18 protein-coding genes and 1 tRNA gene are annotated in these 16733 nt (G+C 64.7%); 11 read left to right on the top strand and 8 right to left on the bottom strand.

Annotation, left to right across the window (positions count from 1 at the left end; genetic code table 11):
• Positions 1-32 precede the first annotated feature (32 nt).
• The 10 genes from JV18_RS0105225 to JV18_RS0105180 all read left to right on the top strand — a co-directional run bounded on the left by JV18_RS0105225 (position 33) and on the right by JV18_RS0105180 (position 9104).
• Positions 33-1238, top strand: a complete 1206-nt coding sequence (locus JV18_RS0105225; protein ID WP_033073688.1) for a TIGR03087 family PEP-CTERM/XrtA system glycosyltransferase — start codon at positions 33-35, stop codon at positions 1236-1238.
• Positions 1235-2752, top strand: coding sequence for an exosortase A (xrtA, locus tag JV18_RS0105220; RefSeq protein ID WP_052071749.1), 1518 nt, complete (start codon positions 1235-1237; stop codon positions 2750-2752). The genes JV18_RS0105225 and xrtA overlap by 4 nt, the downstream gene beginning before the upstream one ends.
• A 12-nt stretch (positions 2753-2764) precedes the next feature.
• Complete coding sequence (locus tag JV18_RS0105215) at positions 2765-4660, top strand: XrtA/PEP-CTERM system amidotransferase (protein WP_033073687.1); 1896 nt, start codon at positions 2765-2767, stop codon at positions 4658-4660.
• A 70-nt stretch (positions 4661-4730) separates the two neighbouring features.
• Complete coding sequence (locus JV18_RS0105210) at positions 4731-5936, top strand: GNAT family N-acetyltransferase (RefSeq protein WP_235302896.1); 1206 nt, start codon at positions 4731-4733, stop codon at positions 5934-5936.
• Positions 5933-6799, top strand: coding sequence for a cupin-like domain-containing protein (locus JV18_RS0105205; RefSeq protein ID WP_033073686.1), 867 nt, complete (start codon positions 5933-5935; stop codon positions 6797-6799). The genes JV18_RS0105210 and JV18_RS0105205 overlap by 4 nt, the downstream gene beginning before the upstream one ends.
• A gap of 136 nt (positions 6800-6935) precedes the next feature.
• Positions 6936-7154 carry a translation initiation factor IF-1 gene (gene infA / locus JV18_RS0105200; RefSeq protein ID WP_003049127.1) on the top strand — a complete coding sequence of 73 codons (219 nt, stop codon included), beginning with the start codon at positions 6936-6938 and terminating at the stop codon, positions 7152-7154.
• On the top strand, positions 7151-7753 hold the full coding sequence (locus JV18_RS0105195; RefSeq protein WP_081944686.1) for a Maf family protein: 603 nt from the start codon (positions 7151-7153) through the stop codon (positions 7751-7753). Before infA ends, JV18_RS0105195 begins: the two co-directional genes overlap by 4 nt.
• A complete protein-coding gene (locus JV18_RS0105190; protein ID WP_033073685.1) occupies positions 7746-8723 on the top strand; it encodes a ribonuclease in 978 nt (325 codons plus the stop codon). The genes JV18_RS0105195 and JV18_RS0105190 overlap by 8 nt, the downstream gene beginning before the upstream one ends.
• On the top strand, positions 8713-8907 hold the full coding sequence (locus JV18_RS0105185) for a DNA gyrase inhibitor YacG (RefSeq protein WP_033073684.1): 195 nt from the start codon (positions 8713-8715) through the stop codon (positions 8905-8907). The genes JV18_RS0105190 and JV18_RS0105185 overlap by 11 nt, the downstream gene beginning before the upstream one ends.
• Positions 8908-9028: 121 nt before the next feature.
• Positions 9029-9104 (top strand) — tRNA-Phe (locus JV18_RS0105180).
• A 91-nt stretch (positions 9105-9195) separates the two neighbouring features.
• Here JV18_RS0105180 and JV18_RS0105175 read toward each other — a convergent pair.
• From JV18_RS0105175 to JV18_RS0105150, 6 genes are all read right to left on the bottom strand, one after another.
• Positions 9196-9600 (bottom strand): RidA family protein, encoded by a 405-nt coding sequence (locus JV18_RS0105175; RefSeq protein ID WP_033073683.1) that lies wholly within the window; start codon positions 9598-9600, stop codon positions 9196-9198.
• Between the two features lie 30 nt (positions 9601-9630).
• The gene (locus JV18_RS0105170) at positions 9631-10119 is read right to left on the bottom strand and encodes a VOC family protein (RefSeq protein ID WP_033073682.1); all 489 of its coding nucleotides are present in this window, start codon (positions 10117-10119) and stop codon (positions 9631-9633) included.
• 81 nt (positions 10120-10200) lie between these two features.
• Positions 10201-11583, bottom strand: coding sequence for an FAD/NAD(P)-dependent oxidoreductase (locus tag JV18_RS0105165; protein WP_033073681.1), 1383 nt, complete (start codon positions 11581-11583; stop codon positions 10201-10203).
• Complete coding sequence (locus JV18_RS0105160) at positions 11576-11860, bottom strand: (2Fe-2S)-binding protein (protein WP_052071748.1); 285 nt, start codon at positions 11858-11860, stop codon at positions 11576-11578. The genes JV18_RS0105165 and JV18_RS0105160 overlap by 8 nt, the downstream gene beginning before the upstream one ends.
• On the bottom strand, positions 11857-13032 hold the full coding sequence (locus tag JV18_RS0105155) for an NAD(P)/FAD-dependent oxidoreductase (RefSeq protein WP_033073680.1): 1176 nt from the start codon (positions 13030-13032) through the stop codon (positions 11857-11859). Before JV18_RS0105155 ends, JV18_RS0105160 begins: the two co-directional genes overlap by 4 nt.
• Positions 13033-13037: 5 nt before the next feature.
• Positions 13038-13958 carry a dihydrodipicolinate synthase family protein gene (locus tag JV18_RS0105150; RefSeq protein ID WP_033073679.1) on the bottom strand — a complete coding sequence of 307 codons (921 nt, stop codon included), beginning with the start codon at positions 13956-13958 and terminating at the stop codon, positions 13038-13040.
• Positions 13959-14109: 151 nt separating this feature from the next.
• On the opposite strand from JV18_RS0105150, the gene JV18_RS0105145 reads away from it, so the two are divergent.
• Positions 14110-15006, top strand: coding sequence for a LysR family transcriptional regulator (locus JV18_RS0105145; protein ID WP_033073678.1), 897 nt, complete (start codon positions 14110-14112; stop codon positions 15004-15006).
• 6 nt (positions 15007-15012) lie between these two features.
• On the opposite strand, the gene JV18_RS0105140 is transcribed toward JV18_RS0105145, so the two are convergent.
• Together JV18_RS0105140 and JV18_RS0105135 are read right to left on the bottom strand one after the other, a co-directional pair.
• Positions 15013-16467: a sodium:solute symporter family protein gene (locus JV18_RS0105140; RefSeq protein ID WP_033073677.1), complete on the bottom strand. Its 1455-nt coding sequence runs from the start codon at positions 16465-16467 to the stop codon at positions 15013-15015.
• Complete coding sequence (locus JV18_RS0105135) at positions 16464-16715, bottom strand: DUF3311 domain-containing protein (RefSeq protein ID WP_052071747.1); 252 nt, start codon at positions 16713-16715, stop codon at positions 16464-16466. The genes JV18_RS0105140 and JV18_RS0105135 overlap by 4 nt, the downstream gene beginning before the upstream one ends.
• Positions 16716-16733 lie beyond the last annotated feature (18 nt).

Genomic DNA, 16733 nt, shown 5'->3' with positions numbered 1-16733 from the left:
CCGGCACCGCGCGCCACCGCGAAAGCCGCCCGATGAGCGACATTCTTTTTCTCGTCCACCGCGCGCCCTGGCCGCCCGATCGCGGCGACCGTATCCGCAGCTGGCATATGTTCGAGGCGCTGGCAAAGCTCGCTCCCGTCCATGTCGCCGCGCTCGCCGATAATGACGCCGACGCGGCGTTGGCGCGCGAGAAAATGCAGCCGCTTTGCAAAAGCCTGGTTGTCGAAGTTCGCAAGGCATCGCGTCCAGCCGCGCTGGCACGGGCGCTTTTGCGTGGGGAGCCTGTTTCTAACCTTCTGTTTCGCAGCAAGGCGCTTGGCGCCCATGTCGAGGCGCTGCTCTCAGGCGGAGAAATCCGCCATATTATCGCCTTCTCGGGGCAGATGGCGCAATATCTGCCCGGGGCTTTCGATGGCCGGGTGATCATGGATTTTGTCGATGTCGATTCGGCGAAATTTGCGACTTATGCCGAGCAGGACAAGCGCCAGCCGCTGAACTGGGTCCATGCCCGCGAGGCGCGATTGCTTGGCGCTTATGAGGCCAAAGTCGCGCGCGCCGTCGATGCATCGTTGTTTGTCAGCGAGGCCGAAGCCGCGCTGTTTCGCGCGCGCAGCGGGCTGGATGCGGCAAAAGTCCATGCGGTCGAAAATGGCATCGACACCGCGCGCTTCGATCCCGCCCAGCCGCTGGAGACGGTGGGGCAGGGGGAGGGACCGCTCGCCATCTTCACCGGGCAGATGGATTATCGCCCCAATATCGACGCGGTGCGCTGGTTCGCCGGGGATATTCTGCCCCTCATCCGCGCACGTCATCCGCAGGCGCGTTTTGCCATCGTTGGCCGCGCCCCGACCGACGAGGTGCGCGCGCTGGGCGCGCTTCCCGGCGTCCATGTCACGGGCGAGGTGCCCGATGTGCGTCCGTGGCTTGCCGCCGCCGATGCGGTGGTCGCGCCGCTGCTGCTCGCGCGGGGGATACAGAATAAGCTGCTCGAGGCGATGGCGATGGCCCGCCCCGTGGTCGCAAGCCGCGCCGCCGCCACCGGCATTGACGCGGTGGAGGGCACACATTTGCGCGTCGCCGAAGATGCCGCCGCCATGGCCGCTGCGGTCGCGGCGATATTCGACGATCCGGCTGCTGCCGCGCAAATGGGCCGGGCTGCGCGCGAACGGATGATTGCGCGTTATGGCTGGGATGCGCGTCTTGCGCCGCTCGGTGCCCTGCTTGGACTGACAGGGTGAAGGCTTTCGCCCTCCCTCACGGCGCTCCGGCGACATGGAGCCTGTGGCAGCGTCACCTGACGGCGCTGGTATTTCTCACCGCCTTCATCCTGCTGCTCTTCTGGCGTGATGCGACCGATATGGCAGGCATCTGGTGGGACAGTTCAACCTTCACTCATTGCCTGATCATGCTGCCGATGATCGGTTGGCTGGTGCATCAGCGCATGCCCCAGCTTCGCCGCCTGACGCCGGGCTGGTGCTGGCCCGCGCTTGTCTGGATGGCGGGGGCGGGGCTGGTCTGGCTGGTCGGCGCGGCGGCGGGCGTGGGACTGTTCCGCCAACTTGGCCTTATCCTCATGCTGCAAGGCGCCGTGGCGGCGACCCTTGGCGAAAAGCTGGTGCGCGGGCTCTTCTTTCCGCTGGCCTATGCGCTGCTCCTCGTTCCTTTCGGCGAGGAGCTGGTGCCGCTGCTCCAGAATTTTACCGCGCATATCAGCGTCGCGCTGCTCCACCTGACGGGGCTGGAGGCGGACATGCAGGGGGTGTTCATCACCACCCGCGCGGGTTTCTTCGAAGTGGCGGAGGAATGCTCCGGGGTGAATTTCCTTATCGCCATGCTCGCCTATGCGGTGTTTGCCGCGCATCTTTGTTTTCGCGGGATGCGGCGCCGGGTCATCTTTGTCCTGTGCGCGCTCGCGGCGACCATTATTGCCAATGCGCTGCGCGCCTATGGCACGATGCTCGCTGCCGAAATCTGGGGGATTGAGCGCGCCGGGGGCATGGATCATATCATCTATGGCTGGTTCTTCTTCGGGCTTGTCATCCTACTCGTGATGCTTGTCGCGCGGCGCTGGTTCGATCGCCCCGCCGATGATGTCGCTTTGGATGCAAGCGGGCTGGAAAGCGCTCCGCGCTTCACCGCCCCGGCGCGCATTATCCTCCCGCTCGCCTTTGCCGTGCCGCTTTTCTTCACGGGCTGGTCCGCCCTCGTCGGCGCGCGCGCCGCTCCCTTGGCCGATCCCTTCAGCGTCGCACCGCCGCCGGGGTGGAGCGTGACCGCCCCGCCGCAGACCGGCTGGACCCCGCGCTTCGACGGTGCCGATGCGCGCTTCATCGGCCATTTCGCCGGACCGGACGGCGCGCGCGTCACCGTCGCGCTCGCGGGCTATGAACGGCAGGCCGAGGGGCGCGAGGTCGCCGCATTCGGCCAGGGCGCCATCGACCCCGACAGCCGCTGGGCGTGGAGCGCGACGCTCGATCCGGTTGATGGTGCAAAGACCGAGCGCCTGCTCCACCCCGGCCCGCTGCTACGCGACGCCGCCACCTTCTATGTCGTCAATGGCAAGGCGACGGGCAGCGCCCGACACGCCAAGCTCGGGCAGCTCAGGGCGCGCCTGCTGGGCGGCGATCCGCGCGCGCTCTCCCTGATTGTTTCGGCGGAAGCCGATGCGGGCGGCCGCGATGCGGTCGCTGCTTTCCTGTCTGCGGCGGGCGGAGCGCAGGCGATTGCTGACCGCGCCCTCAAAACCCGCTAAGCGCGCAGATATATGTGCGGCATAGCAGGTCTTTACCATCTCGAAACGGCAAAGCCCGTCGATCCGGCGCGGGTGCGCGCGATGCTTCATCCGATGCAGCATCGCGGCCCCGATGGAAGCGGTGTGTGGACCGCGCCCGGCGTGGGGCTCGGCCATTTGCGCCTGTCAATCATCGACTTGGACGGCAGCCCCCAGCCGATGGCGAGCGATGATGAAGCCATCACGCTCAGCTATAATGGCGAAATCTATAATTTCCGCGCCTTGCGCGCCGAACTCGCCGAACGTGGTCACCGTTTCCGGACCGAAGGCGATACAGAGGTGATCATCGCCGCCTGGCGCCAGTGGGGCGTGGAATGTCTTTCGCGCCTCAACGGCATGTTCGCCTTTGCGCTCCATGATCATCGGCGCGGCTGCCTCTTCCTCGCGCGCGACCGGCTGGGGGTGAAGCCCCTGCATTATGCGCGCCTCTCCGACGGCTCGCTCGCCTTTGCCTCCGAACTCAAGGGGCTGCTGCGCCATCCGCTGCTGCGCCGCGAGGCTGATCTGACCGCGCTCGAGGATTTTCTCGCGCTCGGCTATGTCCCCGACGATAATTGCATCGTCGCGGGCGTTCAGAAGCTTCCCGCGGGCCATTATCTGCTGTGCGAACGCGGCAAGCCGATGCCCGCGCCCAGCCAGTGGTGGTCGCCCGACTTCTCCCGCCGCATCCGCGCGAGTGAAAGCGAGGCGGCGGAGCATCTCACCCATTTGATGCGCACCGCGGTCACCGACCGTATGGTCGCCGATGTGCCGCTCGGCGCCTTTCTGTCGGGCGGGGTCGATTCCAGCGCGGTCGTCGCGCTGATGGCGGAGGCGAGCGCAAAGGCGGTCAAGACCTGCACCATCGGTTTCGATCAGGCGGCGCTCGACGAAAGCGCTTATGCGCGCCAGATTGCCGAACGCTTCGCCACCGATCATCGCACCCGCACCGTCGCGGCGTCAGATTTCGCGTTGGTCGATCGCATTGCCGACATGTTCGACGAACCCTTTGCCGATGCCAGCGCGCTCCCCACCTACCGCGTGTGCGAACTGGCGCGTGAAGAGGTGACGGTGGCATTGTCGGGTGACGGCGCGGATGAAGCCTTTGCCGGATATCGCCGTCTGGTGTTCCAGCATCAGGAAGAAAGGCTGCGCGGCATGATCCCTGCGGCGCTGCGCCGCAACCTTCTGGGGCCGCTCGCGAAAATCTGGCCGCAGATGGACTGGGCGCCGCGTCCGCTGCGCGCGCGCGCAACGCTTGCCAGCCTGTCGAAAAGCGGGGCGGAGGGCTATGCCGAGGCGGTAGGCGTCACCGGTCCCGGCCAGCGCGCGCGCCTGTTCAACGATGCGGCGCGGCGCGGCCTTGGCGATCATGTTGCGGAGGCGCGTTATTGGAAGGCCATGGCGGAGGCTCCGGCGCGCGAACCGCTCGACCGCGCGCAATATGCCGATCTCAAAATCTGGCTGCCCGGCGACATTCTCACCAAGACCGACCGGATGAGCATGGCGGTCAGCCTGGAGGCGCGCGAGCCCTTGCTCGATTATCGCCTCGTCGAATTTGCCGCGAGCCTGCCCGCGTCGATGCGGGTCAAGGGCAGCACGGGCAAGGCGGTGATGAAACGCGCCATGGAACGCTATCTGCCGCATGACATTCTTTACCGCCCCAAAATGGGCTTTGTGACGCCTGTGTCGCAATGGTTTCGCGGCGCGCTCGCCGAACAGGCGCGGGGCCTTGCCACCTCTTCGACGCTCGCGCGGTCGGGCTGGTTCGACATGGCCGAAATCGACCGCATCGTCGCCGCGCACCAGTCGGGACGGCGCGACCATGGGCGGCTGATCTGGCAATTTTTCATGCTCGAAAAATCGCTGGCCAAGCTCTTCGGGCTGTAAAGGGTGAGCTATTCCTCCGCGCTTCCTTTGCCGTTTGAACGCCACGCGTTTTTAACGCTTGGCGGCTAAAATGATGGCGATGACGCTCCATCCTGCCTTTCCTGCCGATGTTTCGGACGCGCGCGCGCTATCGGGCCCTGCGCCGCTGACGGTACGGATCGTCGATCCGCTCGCTTTGTCACCTGCACTTGCCGAGGCGTGGGATCGGCTGGCCGATGAGGCCAGTGAGCCCAATCCTTTCGCTGAACGCTGGTGTCTGCAATCGGCGCTTCATCTGCTCGACCCCGATCGGCAGACCCGGCTCGTGCTGGTGCGCGACGGAGCCGACGGGCCGGTGATCGGCGTGATGCCTTTGGCGCTTGCCTTGCGTTATGGGCGGTTGCCGATGCGGCATGTGGCCGGATGGAGCCATTATCATCAATTTCATGGCGCGCCGCTCGTCCGCGCGGGCTTTGAACATCTTTTCTGGTCGATCCTGCTGGCCTGGTGCGATGCGGCGGCTTGGGCGCAAACCATGCTGCTTGTGCGGCGCCTGACCGAAAATGGCCCGTTGCACCGCGCTTTTGTCGATGTCGCGCGGATGCGCGGCGACCGTCTGGAGATTGTCCACCGCGAGGAACGCGCGCTGCTGGAAAGCGACTTCACGCCTCAAGCCTATTGGGAGGCTTCGGTGCGTTCCAAAAAGCGCAAGGAATTGCGCCGTCAGGCGAATCGCCTCGCCGAACAGGGCACGGTCGAATTTCGCCATTGGCGGGCCGGGGAGCCGGTGGAGCCATGGGCCGAGGCTTTCCTTGCGCTCGAAGCGGCCGGGTGGAAAGGGCGCGCCGGATCCGCGCTCGCGAGCCAGAATGACACTGCCGCCTGGTTTCGGGCGATCATTGTCGCGGCGGCAGAGGCCGGACGGCTCGATATGCGCGCGCTCGACTTGGGCGGGCGTCCGCTTGCGATATTGATCAATTTCCTTACCCCGCCGGGCGCGTTTTCGTTCAAGACTGCCTTTGATGAGGATTTTGCCCGCTACTCACCCGGAGTGCTGCTTCAGCAGGAAAATCTCGCGCTGCTGGACGATCCCCGGATTCAATGGACGGACAGTTGCGCTGCGCCCGATCATCCGATGATCGACAGTGTCTGGAGGGAACGGCGCCAGCTTGTCTGGGTGGCCACGCCGCTCGCTGGGCGGTCGAACCGTCTCCGATTTGGGGGGCTTATGCAGATTGAACGATGGTGGCGGCGCTGGAAGCGCCTCACCGCTTCTCATAAACAGGAACAATCATGACCCTGCACGACCCCATCCGCGCGCCGGTTTTTCCGGCTGACACGCTGGACGCCATGAAGACCCTCTATCCGGCCGAGGCAGGGCCGCTGCGCCATCATCTGCCCGATCATCCGCTGCTCTCGCTGGAAGCGCTGGCGACCCTGGCTGAAGGGCTGCCGACGTCGCAGGTCGAATATAATCCGGGCGATCTCCCCGTGGGGATCGCGCCCGAAGATGTGCCGACCAACGGCCTTTCGATCGGCGAAACGATCCGCACCATCGACAGCAATGGCAGCTGGGCCGTGCTCAAAAATATCGAAACCGTCCCGGCTTATGAAAAGTTGCTGATGGACTTGCTTGGCGAATTGAAACAGGTGGTCGAACCGCGCACGGGCGCGATGCTGACGCCGCAGGGCTTCATCTTCATTTCCTCGCCCGGCTCAATCACCCCTTATCATTTCGATCCGGAGCATAATATTCTGCTCCAGTTGCGCGGGACCAAGGTGATGAATGTCTGGCCCGCCGGGGACGAACGCTTCGCCCATCGGCGCGAACATGAACGCTATCACACCGGCGGCCACCGTAATCTTCCCTGGGATGACGCATTTGATGGCGCGCAGAAAAAGGTTGCGCTGGCGCCCGGCGACGCCGTGCTCGTTCCGGTCATGGCGCCGCATTATGTCACCAATGGCGATGCGCCTTCCATTTCGCTGTCGATCACCTGGCGCAGCGAATGGAGCTATCGCGAGTCCGAGGCGCATGCCGCCCATGCCCATCTGCGCCGCTTGGGTTTCAATCCCTCCATGCCTCCGCGCTGGCCGCGCCATGCGCGCGCCACCACCATCGGCTGGCGTATTTTGCGCCGTCTCGGCCTCGTTTCCTGACACCAGCGCCGTCTTTGCCAATCCCTTATCCCTGCTGATATTTTCGGCGAAAGGCAGGGGAGCGACAGATTGCTTTCTTTTGGCAAGATTTGCCGCTATGGGCGCGCATTGATTAATTTCATCGCTTAGAGGATTGATGGCAAAAGAAGAGCTTCTGGAAATGCGCGGGCAGGTGGTTGAACTGCTCCCCAATGCGATGTTCCGTGTCCGGCTGGAAAATGACCATGAAATATTGGGTCATACCGCAGGCAAGATGCGCAAGAACCGCATTCGCGTTCTGGTGGGCGACGAAGTGCTCGTCGAACTCACCCCCTATGACCTGACCAAGGGTCGGATCACCTATCGCTTCAAGTGAGCGGCGCGGCGACCTCTCCTGCGTCCGCGCCGGCATTGGTCCTCGCCTCGACCTCGCCGCGACGGCGTGAACTTCTGGCCCGTATCGGCCTTGTTCCGGCGCGCCTTGCGGCCCCCGACATCGACGAAACTCCGCTGAAAGGCGAACGCCCGCGCGATTATGTCGCGCGGCTGGCAGAAGGGAAGGCGCGGGCCGTCTCCCGGGCGTCCGATGAAGTCGTGCTGGCGGGTGACACCACGGTCGCCGCCGGACGGCGCATATTGGAAAAGCCGGTTGATGAGGCCGATCTGCGGGATATGCTCGCGCTTCTGTCGGGACGACGGCATCGTGTCTGGTCGGGGATTTGTGTGATTGGACGCGATGACCGCGTGCGCGTGCGGATCGTCGACACCATCGTCGCTTTCAAGGTGCTCAGCGCAGAGGAAATCGACGCCTATGTCGCCTGCGGCGAAGGCATGGGCAAGGCGGGCGGCTATGCCATTCAGGGGCGCGCCGAAACCTTTGTGCGCTTTCTGTCGGGCAGCCACTCGAATGTCGTCGGCCTGCCGCTTTTCGAAACGCGCGCCCTTTTGACCAGCGTGGGTGTCCCGCTTGGCTGAGTGGCTGTTCGAAGCCGGGATCGGCGAAAACCGCGCCGCGCTCGTCGAGGGGGGCGAAATCGTCGAAGCCCGGATCGAACGCGACAGCGACGGCCCGCGCCTCGGGGCGGTGCTGGCGGGCAAGCTGATCGCTGCCGGGGCGCGTCCCCGCGTCGTGCTCGATTGGTCCGGCGCGCCCGAGGCGACGCTTGCGACCCTTCCGCCCAGCCTCTCCATCGGCGCCTCGCTTCATGTTGAAATCACCCGCATGGCGCTGCGCGAACGCGGCCGCGACAAGCTCGCCCGGGCAGCTTTTACCGACAGGCCGCTCACCGACGGACCGGACTTGCGGGCCCAGATCACATCCACCGGCCATCCCGTCACCGAACTTCATTCCCGCGGCCCCGACCGGCTGGAGGAAGCGGGCTGGTCCGAACTGATCGACCGGGTGCGCGCCGGGCGCTGGCCCTTTGCGGGCGGCGAGCTCTGGTTCGACATGACGCCTGCCATGTTGGTGATCGACATCGACGGGGAGGGGGAGGCGCTCTCGCTTGCCAGGGCGGGCGCCGTCGCTGCTGCGCGTCTTTTGCGTTGCTGCGGCGTCGGGGGCGTCAGCGGCGTCGACTTTCCCTCGCTTGCGGGGCGCGCTGACCGGGTCGCCGTTGCGGAAGTCTTCGATGCTCATTTGCCGCAGCCCTATGAGCGCACTGCGATCAACGGGTTCGGCTTCATGCAGATTGTGCAGCGGCGCAGCCGCCCTTCGCTGATCGAGCAGCTCTTGTTCGATCCCGTCGCAACCGATACGGCGCTTTTGCTGCGTCAGGCCGAACGCGCGCAGGGGACGGGGCCGCTCCGGCTCGGGGCACGGCCCGCCGTGGCTGCACGGCTGGACGAGAGGCCCGACTGGATCGACCTGCTTCAGCGGCGAACGGGACGCCCCGTAATGATCGAACGCGATGAAATGATGAAGGGAGCGGGCTATGCCCAATAACAATAGGGCCGACCGGCGCACCTGCCCCCTGTGCGGCGATCCCCGCGAAGAGGCGTTCAAACCCTTTTGTAGCCGCGGCTGCCGCGACCGCGACCTCCTCTCCTGGTTCGGCGAAACCTATCGCGTTCCCGCCGTCGAACCGCCCGAAGGCAGCCTGGCAGGCGAGCAGGGCGAGGAAGATTAAGCACCGCACAAAGAAAGATTAAACAGAGCGCGAAAAACCCCCCAATAGCCTCTGGACAGGACGGAATAGCCTGCCTATAGCCGCCGCTCGCCCGCCCGGTCACCCGACCCGGCGGAGCCTCGCCTGGGTAGCTCAGTTGGTAGAGCATGCGACTGAAAATCGCAGTGTCGGCGGTTCGATCCCGTCCCCAGGCACCATTTCCTTTCTTTGATAGACGCATAGAAACGCCCCGCCGCTCGGGAAAGCGACGGGGCTGCTGAGAGAGTGTCTGAAGCGGGCTGGGTAGCGTCAGGGAAGCGCTGCTGTTGCCTCTATTTCCACCAGGAAATCGGGAAGCGCGAGCGCCTGAACGCCGATGAAGCTGTTCGGAGCGGGCACCGCATCGCAATAGAAGGCCGCAATCTCTCCCAATATCGGTCCCAGCTTGTCGGGGTGATGATCGACGACATAGGTGCGTAGCCGCACGACATCGGCGGGCGTGGCCCCCGCTTCGGCGAGAACGGCGGAAAGATTGGCAAGTGCCTGCCGGGTTTGCGCAGCGACATCGCCCGCCCCCACGACATTGCAATCCTTGTCCCAGGCCACCTGGCCCGCGAGCTGCAGAATATGTCCGCTCTGGTGGATCGCAGCGTGCGAAAATCCATAGCCCAGCGCGTCATAAAGCGCGGCGGGGTTGATCCGGCGATTGGTCATGCGGCTTGCTCCCTTTGTTCTTCAATCTGTTCAGTCGACGATTTCGAGCTGGTGCCCGAAAGGGTCCAGCACATAGACATTCTTCTTTCCGGCGAGCGGCCCCGCGTCGATATGGATCACCTCCAGCGCGCGGCAGCCATGGGCTTCCAGATAGGCGATGGCCTTGTCGACATCATCGACCTTCAGCCCCAGATGATGCCCGCCGCGATCACAATTGCGGGGCAGGGTCTGGGCGCGATCATCGGGCTTGTCATATTGGACAAGCTGGAAATTCATATTGTCGCTGAGCTTCATCATCACCAAAGTCAGCCGCGCCCCGGCGACCCCGACATGGGTTTCCATCCAGTCACGCCCCTGATCATCGCGCGGCATGTCGGCGGCGTCGAGCGGGCCCATGCGGAACAATTCCTCGGCCCCCAGCACATCGCGGTAAAAAGCAACCGCCTCGTCGAGATCAGGCACGGTCCATGAAATATGATCGACCGACAGGAAACGGGGCTTTTCAGGCGCTGCGTTCATTATCTTCTCCTTGCGATGCAAGGCATAGTGACCCGCCCCCCGCGCCGTCGCAACGCAAGGGTCATGGGAAGGTCGTTGCGTTTATCGCAAGGATGAATCGTCTGCCGCAAGCGTCGCCAGGGGAAGGGGGCGGGCCGGAAAGCGCGCGGTAAACCCGCCATCGCCCCTTTTTCCCGCAGCCTCCAGCAAGCGCAGCAGCGTCGGTTCGCAATTACGCCCCTGACAGGCCCCCATTCCGCAGCGGGTAAAAAGCTTTACGCTGTTGGCTGATCCGCATCCGGTCAGCGCGGCGTCGATGGTCTGACGGTCGATATCCTCGCAGCGACAGACCAGCGTATCGTCCTCCATGGCCGGGAAATAGCGGCGCGGGTCCGATATGGCGTCCAGCAAGGCGGCAAAGGCGCGGTGCCGGGCCAAGGCCTTGCGCGCTTTCTGCGCGGCTTGTTCCGCCTCGACCGGCGTGATCAGGCCAAGGTCGCGCGCTATGCCAAGGCCCGCGAGCGCGCCGCCTGCCGCCGCCGCCTCCGCACCCGCCACACCGACCGCTTCGCCCGCGGCATAAAGGCCGCGAAGACTGGTGCGCATCCAGTCATCATGAATGACCGCCCAGCCGCCCGCCGGACCGGCAGGGCGCATCGCGGCCCCCGCCATGCGCGGCAGCGCCGATTGGGGCACAAAGCCAAAGCACAGCCCGGCGGCGTCGCATTCGACGCGCCCCTTGCCGGTCAGAGCCGCGCCCAGATGGTCGCCATCCCCGCTTCCTTCAAAGGCATGGAGTCCCACCCCATAATGAAGCGGTACGCCCGCTTTCTGTAGCTCCCGCTCGGCTTTGCGGGCGGTCAAGAGATCGGAGAGGCGGGACAAGGCCGTCAGCGGGCGGCGCAGGAGCATCCGGCGCATCTGTTCGCGCGGCTGGGCGAAAAAGACCCCCGCGACCGTGCCGCCCGCCGCGACAACCTGCCGCGCGATCACCAGTTGCAAAGGATGTGTCCCGGCCAGCATTATGCGCTCGCCCGTGAGCAATTGCTGGCTTTTGATAAAGGCCTGGATCGCGCCGGCGGAATAGACCCCCGGCCGGGTCCAGCCGGGGAGGGGCACCGCCAGATCCTGCGCCCCGGTCGCGATCAATATGGCCGGGGCGGCCAGTTGCCGCAGCCCATCCGGACCGTCTGCCAGCAGCGAGTTGGGCTGAAGACCCACGACCGAATGGCCGCCCAGCCATTCTATGTCGTCACAGCCTTCAAAATCGGCAAGCTGCCGCTTGAGCGGATCATAACCGGGGTCGGGGAGCCAGTTTTCGACACGGAATTCCGGCGGCGGCTGGCGCAAAATCTGGCCGCCGGGGCGCGGTTGTTCGTCGAGGACGCCGATCCGCAATCCGCGTCCGCTGAGCGTCAGCGCGGCCGCTTGTCCCGCCGGCCCGCCGCCGATGATCAGCAGATCGAAGCGCTGCTCTTCAGTCATCGCGGCGAATATCCAGTCCGTCGGTTACCTCGATCAGGCAGGCGCGGACCCGGCGTCCGGTCGCGCCCAAGGTGACATGGCATTCGCTGCACACCCCCATGTTGCAAAGCAGCCCCCGCGCCGTCCCGGCCCGGTCCCGCCGAAAGCGGCTCATCCCGGCAGCGAGCATGGCTGCCGCGACGGTTTCGCCGGCATGACAGGCGATGGCTTCGCCATCGACGCGAATGGAGATTTTCGGGCCCCGGCGGGTGCCAGAGGTGATGCGGCGCGCTTTCATCCCATAAATCCGTTCAGATGTTCGAACCGAGCCGGGGACAGGATATCGAGTTCCGGCGACGGCTTTCCGGTCATGGCCCCGGCCAGCAGGCGCGCAAAGGTCAGGCCCAGCGTAAAGGCCGAGCCGCCTGCCGCAACCCATAGGCCCGGGAGGCGCGGCACTTCGCCCACGATAGGCAATTGGTCGGCGGAAATGGCGGTGACCCCGGTCCAACTGCGCAGCAGATTCAGGCGCGACAGGACGGGGATGACGTCGATGGCGGTTTTGACATTGGCGCGGAGCGAGGCGGCGATGATTTCGGGTCTGGCATCAAGATCAAAGCCGCCATCGGGCGCCTGCGCCAGCCGCGAGGGCCAGCCGCCGCCAATCAATATATTGCCGGCATAGGTCTGTTTCAACGACAGGCGCCGCCCGACATGCTGGATCAGATGGGGAAGCAACGGAGACGTGCGCTCGGTCGCATTCATCAGCAAGGCGACCGGGTAAAGCGGCATGTGGATATTGGCGCGCGCGCATATGTTGGCGCTCCATGCCCCGCCGGCGACCAGCAACTGATCCGCCGTGACCCGCAGGTCGGGCCCCTGCACGATAAAGCGGCCGCCGCTCCGCGCGATGTGCTCAACCCGCGCATGGGTGCGGATCTCCGCCCCTTCGGCGCGCGCGGCGGCGGCCAGCGCCGGGGTGAGCGCGCGCGGGTCGGCATGGCCTTCGTCGAGGGCGAAATTGGCGGCGAGGATGGAGGGGGACAAATAGGGCGCGATGTCCCGCGCCTCGGCCCCGTCGAGCGTTTGGACGGAAAGTCCCTGCGCCTGTTCCCACGCCGCCTTGCGTTCGAGCAGGGCCACCTCTTGCGGGGTTTCGGCGACCATCAGCCCGCCCTTCATGGAAAGGTGCAGATCGTCTGGCAGCGCTTTTTCGATGCCGCGCCAGTCGGTTACCGCTGCCCGGTTGAGCGCAACGATCGCGGCGGCCTGCCGTGCAAGCGCATCGCCATTTTCCAGAAAACGGCGTTCAATCTGAAAATGCAGCGACCCGGCATTTTGCCCGGAGGCGCCGCTGTTGACGTCTCCGGCTTCGAGCAAGGTGACCGACGCCCCCTGCCGCGCGAGGTGCCAGGCGCTTGCGCAGCCGATCAGCCCCCCGCCGATAATCGCGACATCCCGCTTGTCCATATTCGCTAGATGCGCCCCAGCGACACCAATGTCTCCCTGATTTTCTCGACATCTTCACGCGATACGTCGCGCAAGGGTGGGCGGACGTGGCCGCCGGGCAGGCCCTGCACGTTCAGCGCGGCCTTCAATATGGCGGGCCCCGAGCCGAAACGGCCGACCAGTTCGGGCGTATACCATTGATCGAGGATCACCCGGTCGCGGCGCCCGCATTCGCGCGCGGCGGCGATATCGCCCTTCCACAGATGATTGTAAAAATCGGGGTGGGTGCGGCCCAGCACAGCACCTGCGCCCATCGTCCCGTCGCCGCCGCGCGCTTCGAGCAGCGCCAGCCCATGTTCGTCCATCGAATGGCCGAAAATCAGCACCTTCTCTTTCAGCGCAAAGAAAGTGTCGACAAAGCGGCGCAAATCGCTGGTCGATTGTTTGATCGCAACGACATTGTCGAGCGCGGCGAGGCGCTCCAGCAGGGCGAGCGGCATGTCGATGCCCGTGCCTGGCGGCCAGTTGTAAACGCAGATGGGAAGGCGCGACCCCGCCGATATTTCAGCGTAAAATCCATGTATCTCGTCGGGCGAGGGCCGGTAATAGGGCGGCGGGGTGACGACAATGCCGTCGAATCCGCTGTCGGCGGCATGATCGGCGAGGGCGAGCACCTGATGCGCCGTATAGGCGTTGCACCCGGCAAGCAGCGGGATCTTTCCCTTGAGCTGGTTGCCTGCGGCTGAAAACAGCGCCTTGCGCTCATCGTTCGACATGCCGGGCCATTCACCCGTCGTCCCGGCCAGCAACAGCCCGTGCATGCCTTCGCTGTGCAGCCATTCGAGGAGACGCCCAAGGGCAGACAGGTCCAGCGCGCGATCGGCGTCGAAGGGCGTCGTAATGGCCGGAATATAGCCTTTCCATTCGGCGCGCGTTCGCTTGTTCATCAACTTGGCTCCCCCTTGGACAGGATTTTGGCAGTGCGGCCTGTCCCGATAAGCCAAGGTGCATTCGCGGCAAGGGCATCAAAAGACGAAATTAGTTGCGATTTTCGCAACACTCGCCATTCTGCTCGGCAGTGAGGGGAGAGCGACGCCCATGTGGGACAATGCACTGCAATATTTTTACGAAGCCGCCAATCTGGGTTCGATGCGGCTTGCCAGCGACAAAATCGGGGTCGCCGTTTCCTCGATCAGCCGGCAGATCGCGCAGTTGGAGGCCGAAATGGGCATTGCGCTCATTGAAAGGGGGCGCCGCTCGATCCGGCTGACCGAGGCGGGGCAACTCGCCTTTGAATATCACAAGAACCAGCTTGCCGACCGCGAAGCCTTGATGACGCGCATTCAGGAATTGCGCGAGGTAAAGAGCGGGCGCGTCGATCTGGCGATTGGCGAGGGCTTTTTCGGCCCGCCTTTCACCGCCCTGATCGAGGGGTTTCAGCGGCGCAATCCCGGCATCGCCATTACGGTGACGAGCAGTCCTACCGCCGATATCATCCGCATGGTGCTCGACGATGAAGCGCATATCGGCATGATCCTCCACACCACCAGCGAGCCCAAGATACGCACGCGCAGCGCGGTGGCGCAGCCCTTGCTGATCCTGTGCGCGCCTTCGCACCCCGCAGCGGAGATGGAGGCGCTGACCATTGCCGATCTGGCGCGTTTCGACCTCTGTCTGCCGCCCCCGGGCTTTCGCATTCGCGGCACGCTCAACCATGCCGAGCGGCGCGCGCAGGTCTGGCTGGAACCCCGGCTCGTGACGACCTCCATCCAGATGATGCGCGAAATCGCGAAAGCGGGCCGCGCGCTCACCGTATTGCCGCGCATTTCGGCGCTGGCCGAACTGGAGGAGGGGAGCCTGGTCGCGCGGCCCCTGCTCGACGATGCCATTGAACATAGCACGGTCAGCCTGATCCACCGGCTGGGCCGACAGCTGGAGGGTGCCCCGGCCCGTCTGATGAGCCTGCTGGAAGCGAAGCTCAAAAGCTGGGCCTGATCGGCGTCAGGCGGCCTGGACGGCTGGACGGGCGGGACGGGTGGTCGCGAGGCAGACGAGCGCTGCGACGGCGGCATTGACCATCATCGCCACGAGCCCATGGTCCCAGTGGGGCAGCATATGGTCCCAAAGCTGCTGCGCCTGCGGCAGAAGCAGCGCCAGATAGCCCGCGACAATGCCGGCGAAAATGCCCGCGGCATGGGCGCGCTTCCAGATGAAGGCGAAATAGACGCCCGGCGCCAACATGCCGATGGCGGCATAGGCCGACAGGCCGATCTCCACCAGCGAACGCGATCCGCCCAGCGTCAGCCATACGGCAATGGCCGCAAAGGCGATCATCGACAGGCGCGAGGCGAGCAGGCTCTGCCGGTCCGACAAGGTGGGGCGCAGCGGAAGCAGGATGTTGCGGCTGAAGATCGATCCTGCGGTCAGCAGGAGCACCGATCCCGGCACCAGCGCCAGCAAACAGGCGGTTCCCGCAAAAATTCCGACGGCCCAGGCGGGATAGCGGTCGGAAACAAATTGCAACAGGACGGCATTGGTGTCGCCCCCTTCGGGCTGCGTCCCCGCAAGCAGGGCGGCAAAGCCCAGGAGGATGATGAAAAAATAGGACAGCGAATAGATCGGCTGCCAAATGGCGTTGCGGCGGATTGTCGCTTCGCTTCCCGCCGAAAAACAGAGCTGGAACAAATGCGGCAAGATCCAGTTCCCCAGCGCGACGTTCAGTGCGGCGGTCATCAGCCAGATGGTCGAAAGCCCGGCGCCCGGCTGTAATCCGGGCAAGCGGCCGATGCCGGGAAACTGGTCCTGCGCCATGCGATAAACGTCGAGCATCGAGGCCGCGCCAACCTTGGAGGCAACGGTGAGGCACAAACCGACGACGATCAGCACCATCAGCACATCCTTGACCCCGGCGGCAAAGGCGGCCGAACGCAGGCCCGAGATATAGACAAAGGCCAGCATGATCGCTGCCGCCAATATGGCCGCCGCCGATACGGATATCTCCGGCCCCACGGTCATGCGCAGGATCAGGCTGAGCGCGACGATCTGGATCTGGACATAGACGATCAACGCCGCAATTCCTGCGACCCCAACGACGACGCCCAGCCATGTCGCGCGATAATGGGCGGCGAAAAAATCGGCTTGCGTCACCAGCCCATATTGCCGCCCGGCATTCCAGATGCAGGGCATCAGCCAATAGCCGATGGCGGCGGACAGCGAGACGGAGGTGAAGGCCAGGTAGGCCGGGGCGCCATGCGCCCATGCAAAGCCCGAAATGCCCAATACCGCGAAGGTCGTGTAAATTTCCCCGGCATTGAGGAACCAGAAGATTAAAATGCCAAAGCGGCGTCCGCCGACCGCCCATTCGGTCATGCTGGTAGCGCGCGCTTGTCGGCGCGCCGATAAAAGCGCGCCGACCATGGTGCCGAGCACGACAGCGAGAGTAAGCGCCAGAATCATTGCTCGACTCCCTCGGCGGGTGCTTTGGTGTCGGGAAATTCCGGATGCTTGCGATCAATGGAGAAAATATAGGCGATAACGACCGATGTCACGATGATCCCCGCCATTTGCCAGGCCATCGGAAAGGGCAGCGAGAAGGGACGCCACGCGACATCATTGACGAGCGGAACACCGCCGATCTGCCATAGAAAGGGAATGAGCAGCAACCACCGGTGGCGCCGCGATACGGGCGAACTTTGCGAAGTCATCCAATGTCCTTGCAGGAG

The sequence above is a fragment of the Sphingopyxis sp. MWB1 genome, from assembly GCF_000763945.1.
In the GTDB taxonomy this organism is placed as follows: Bacteria; Pseudomonadota; Alphaproteobacteria; order Sphingomonadales; family Sphingomonadaceae; genus Sphingopyxis.
Note: the sequence above shows the minus strand (reverse complement) of the source record. Positions and strands in the feature narration are given on the sequence as shown.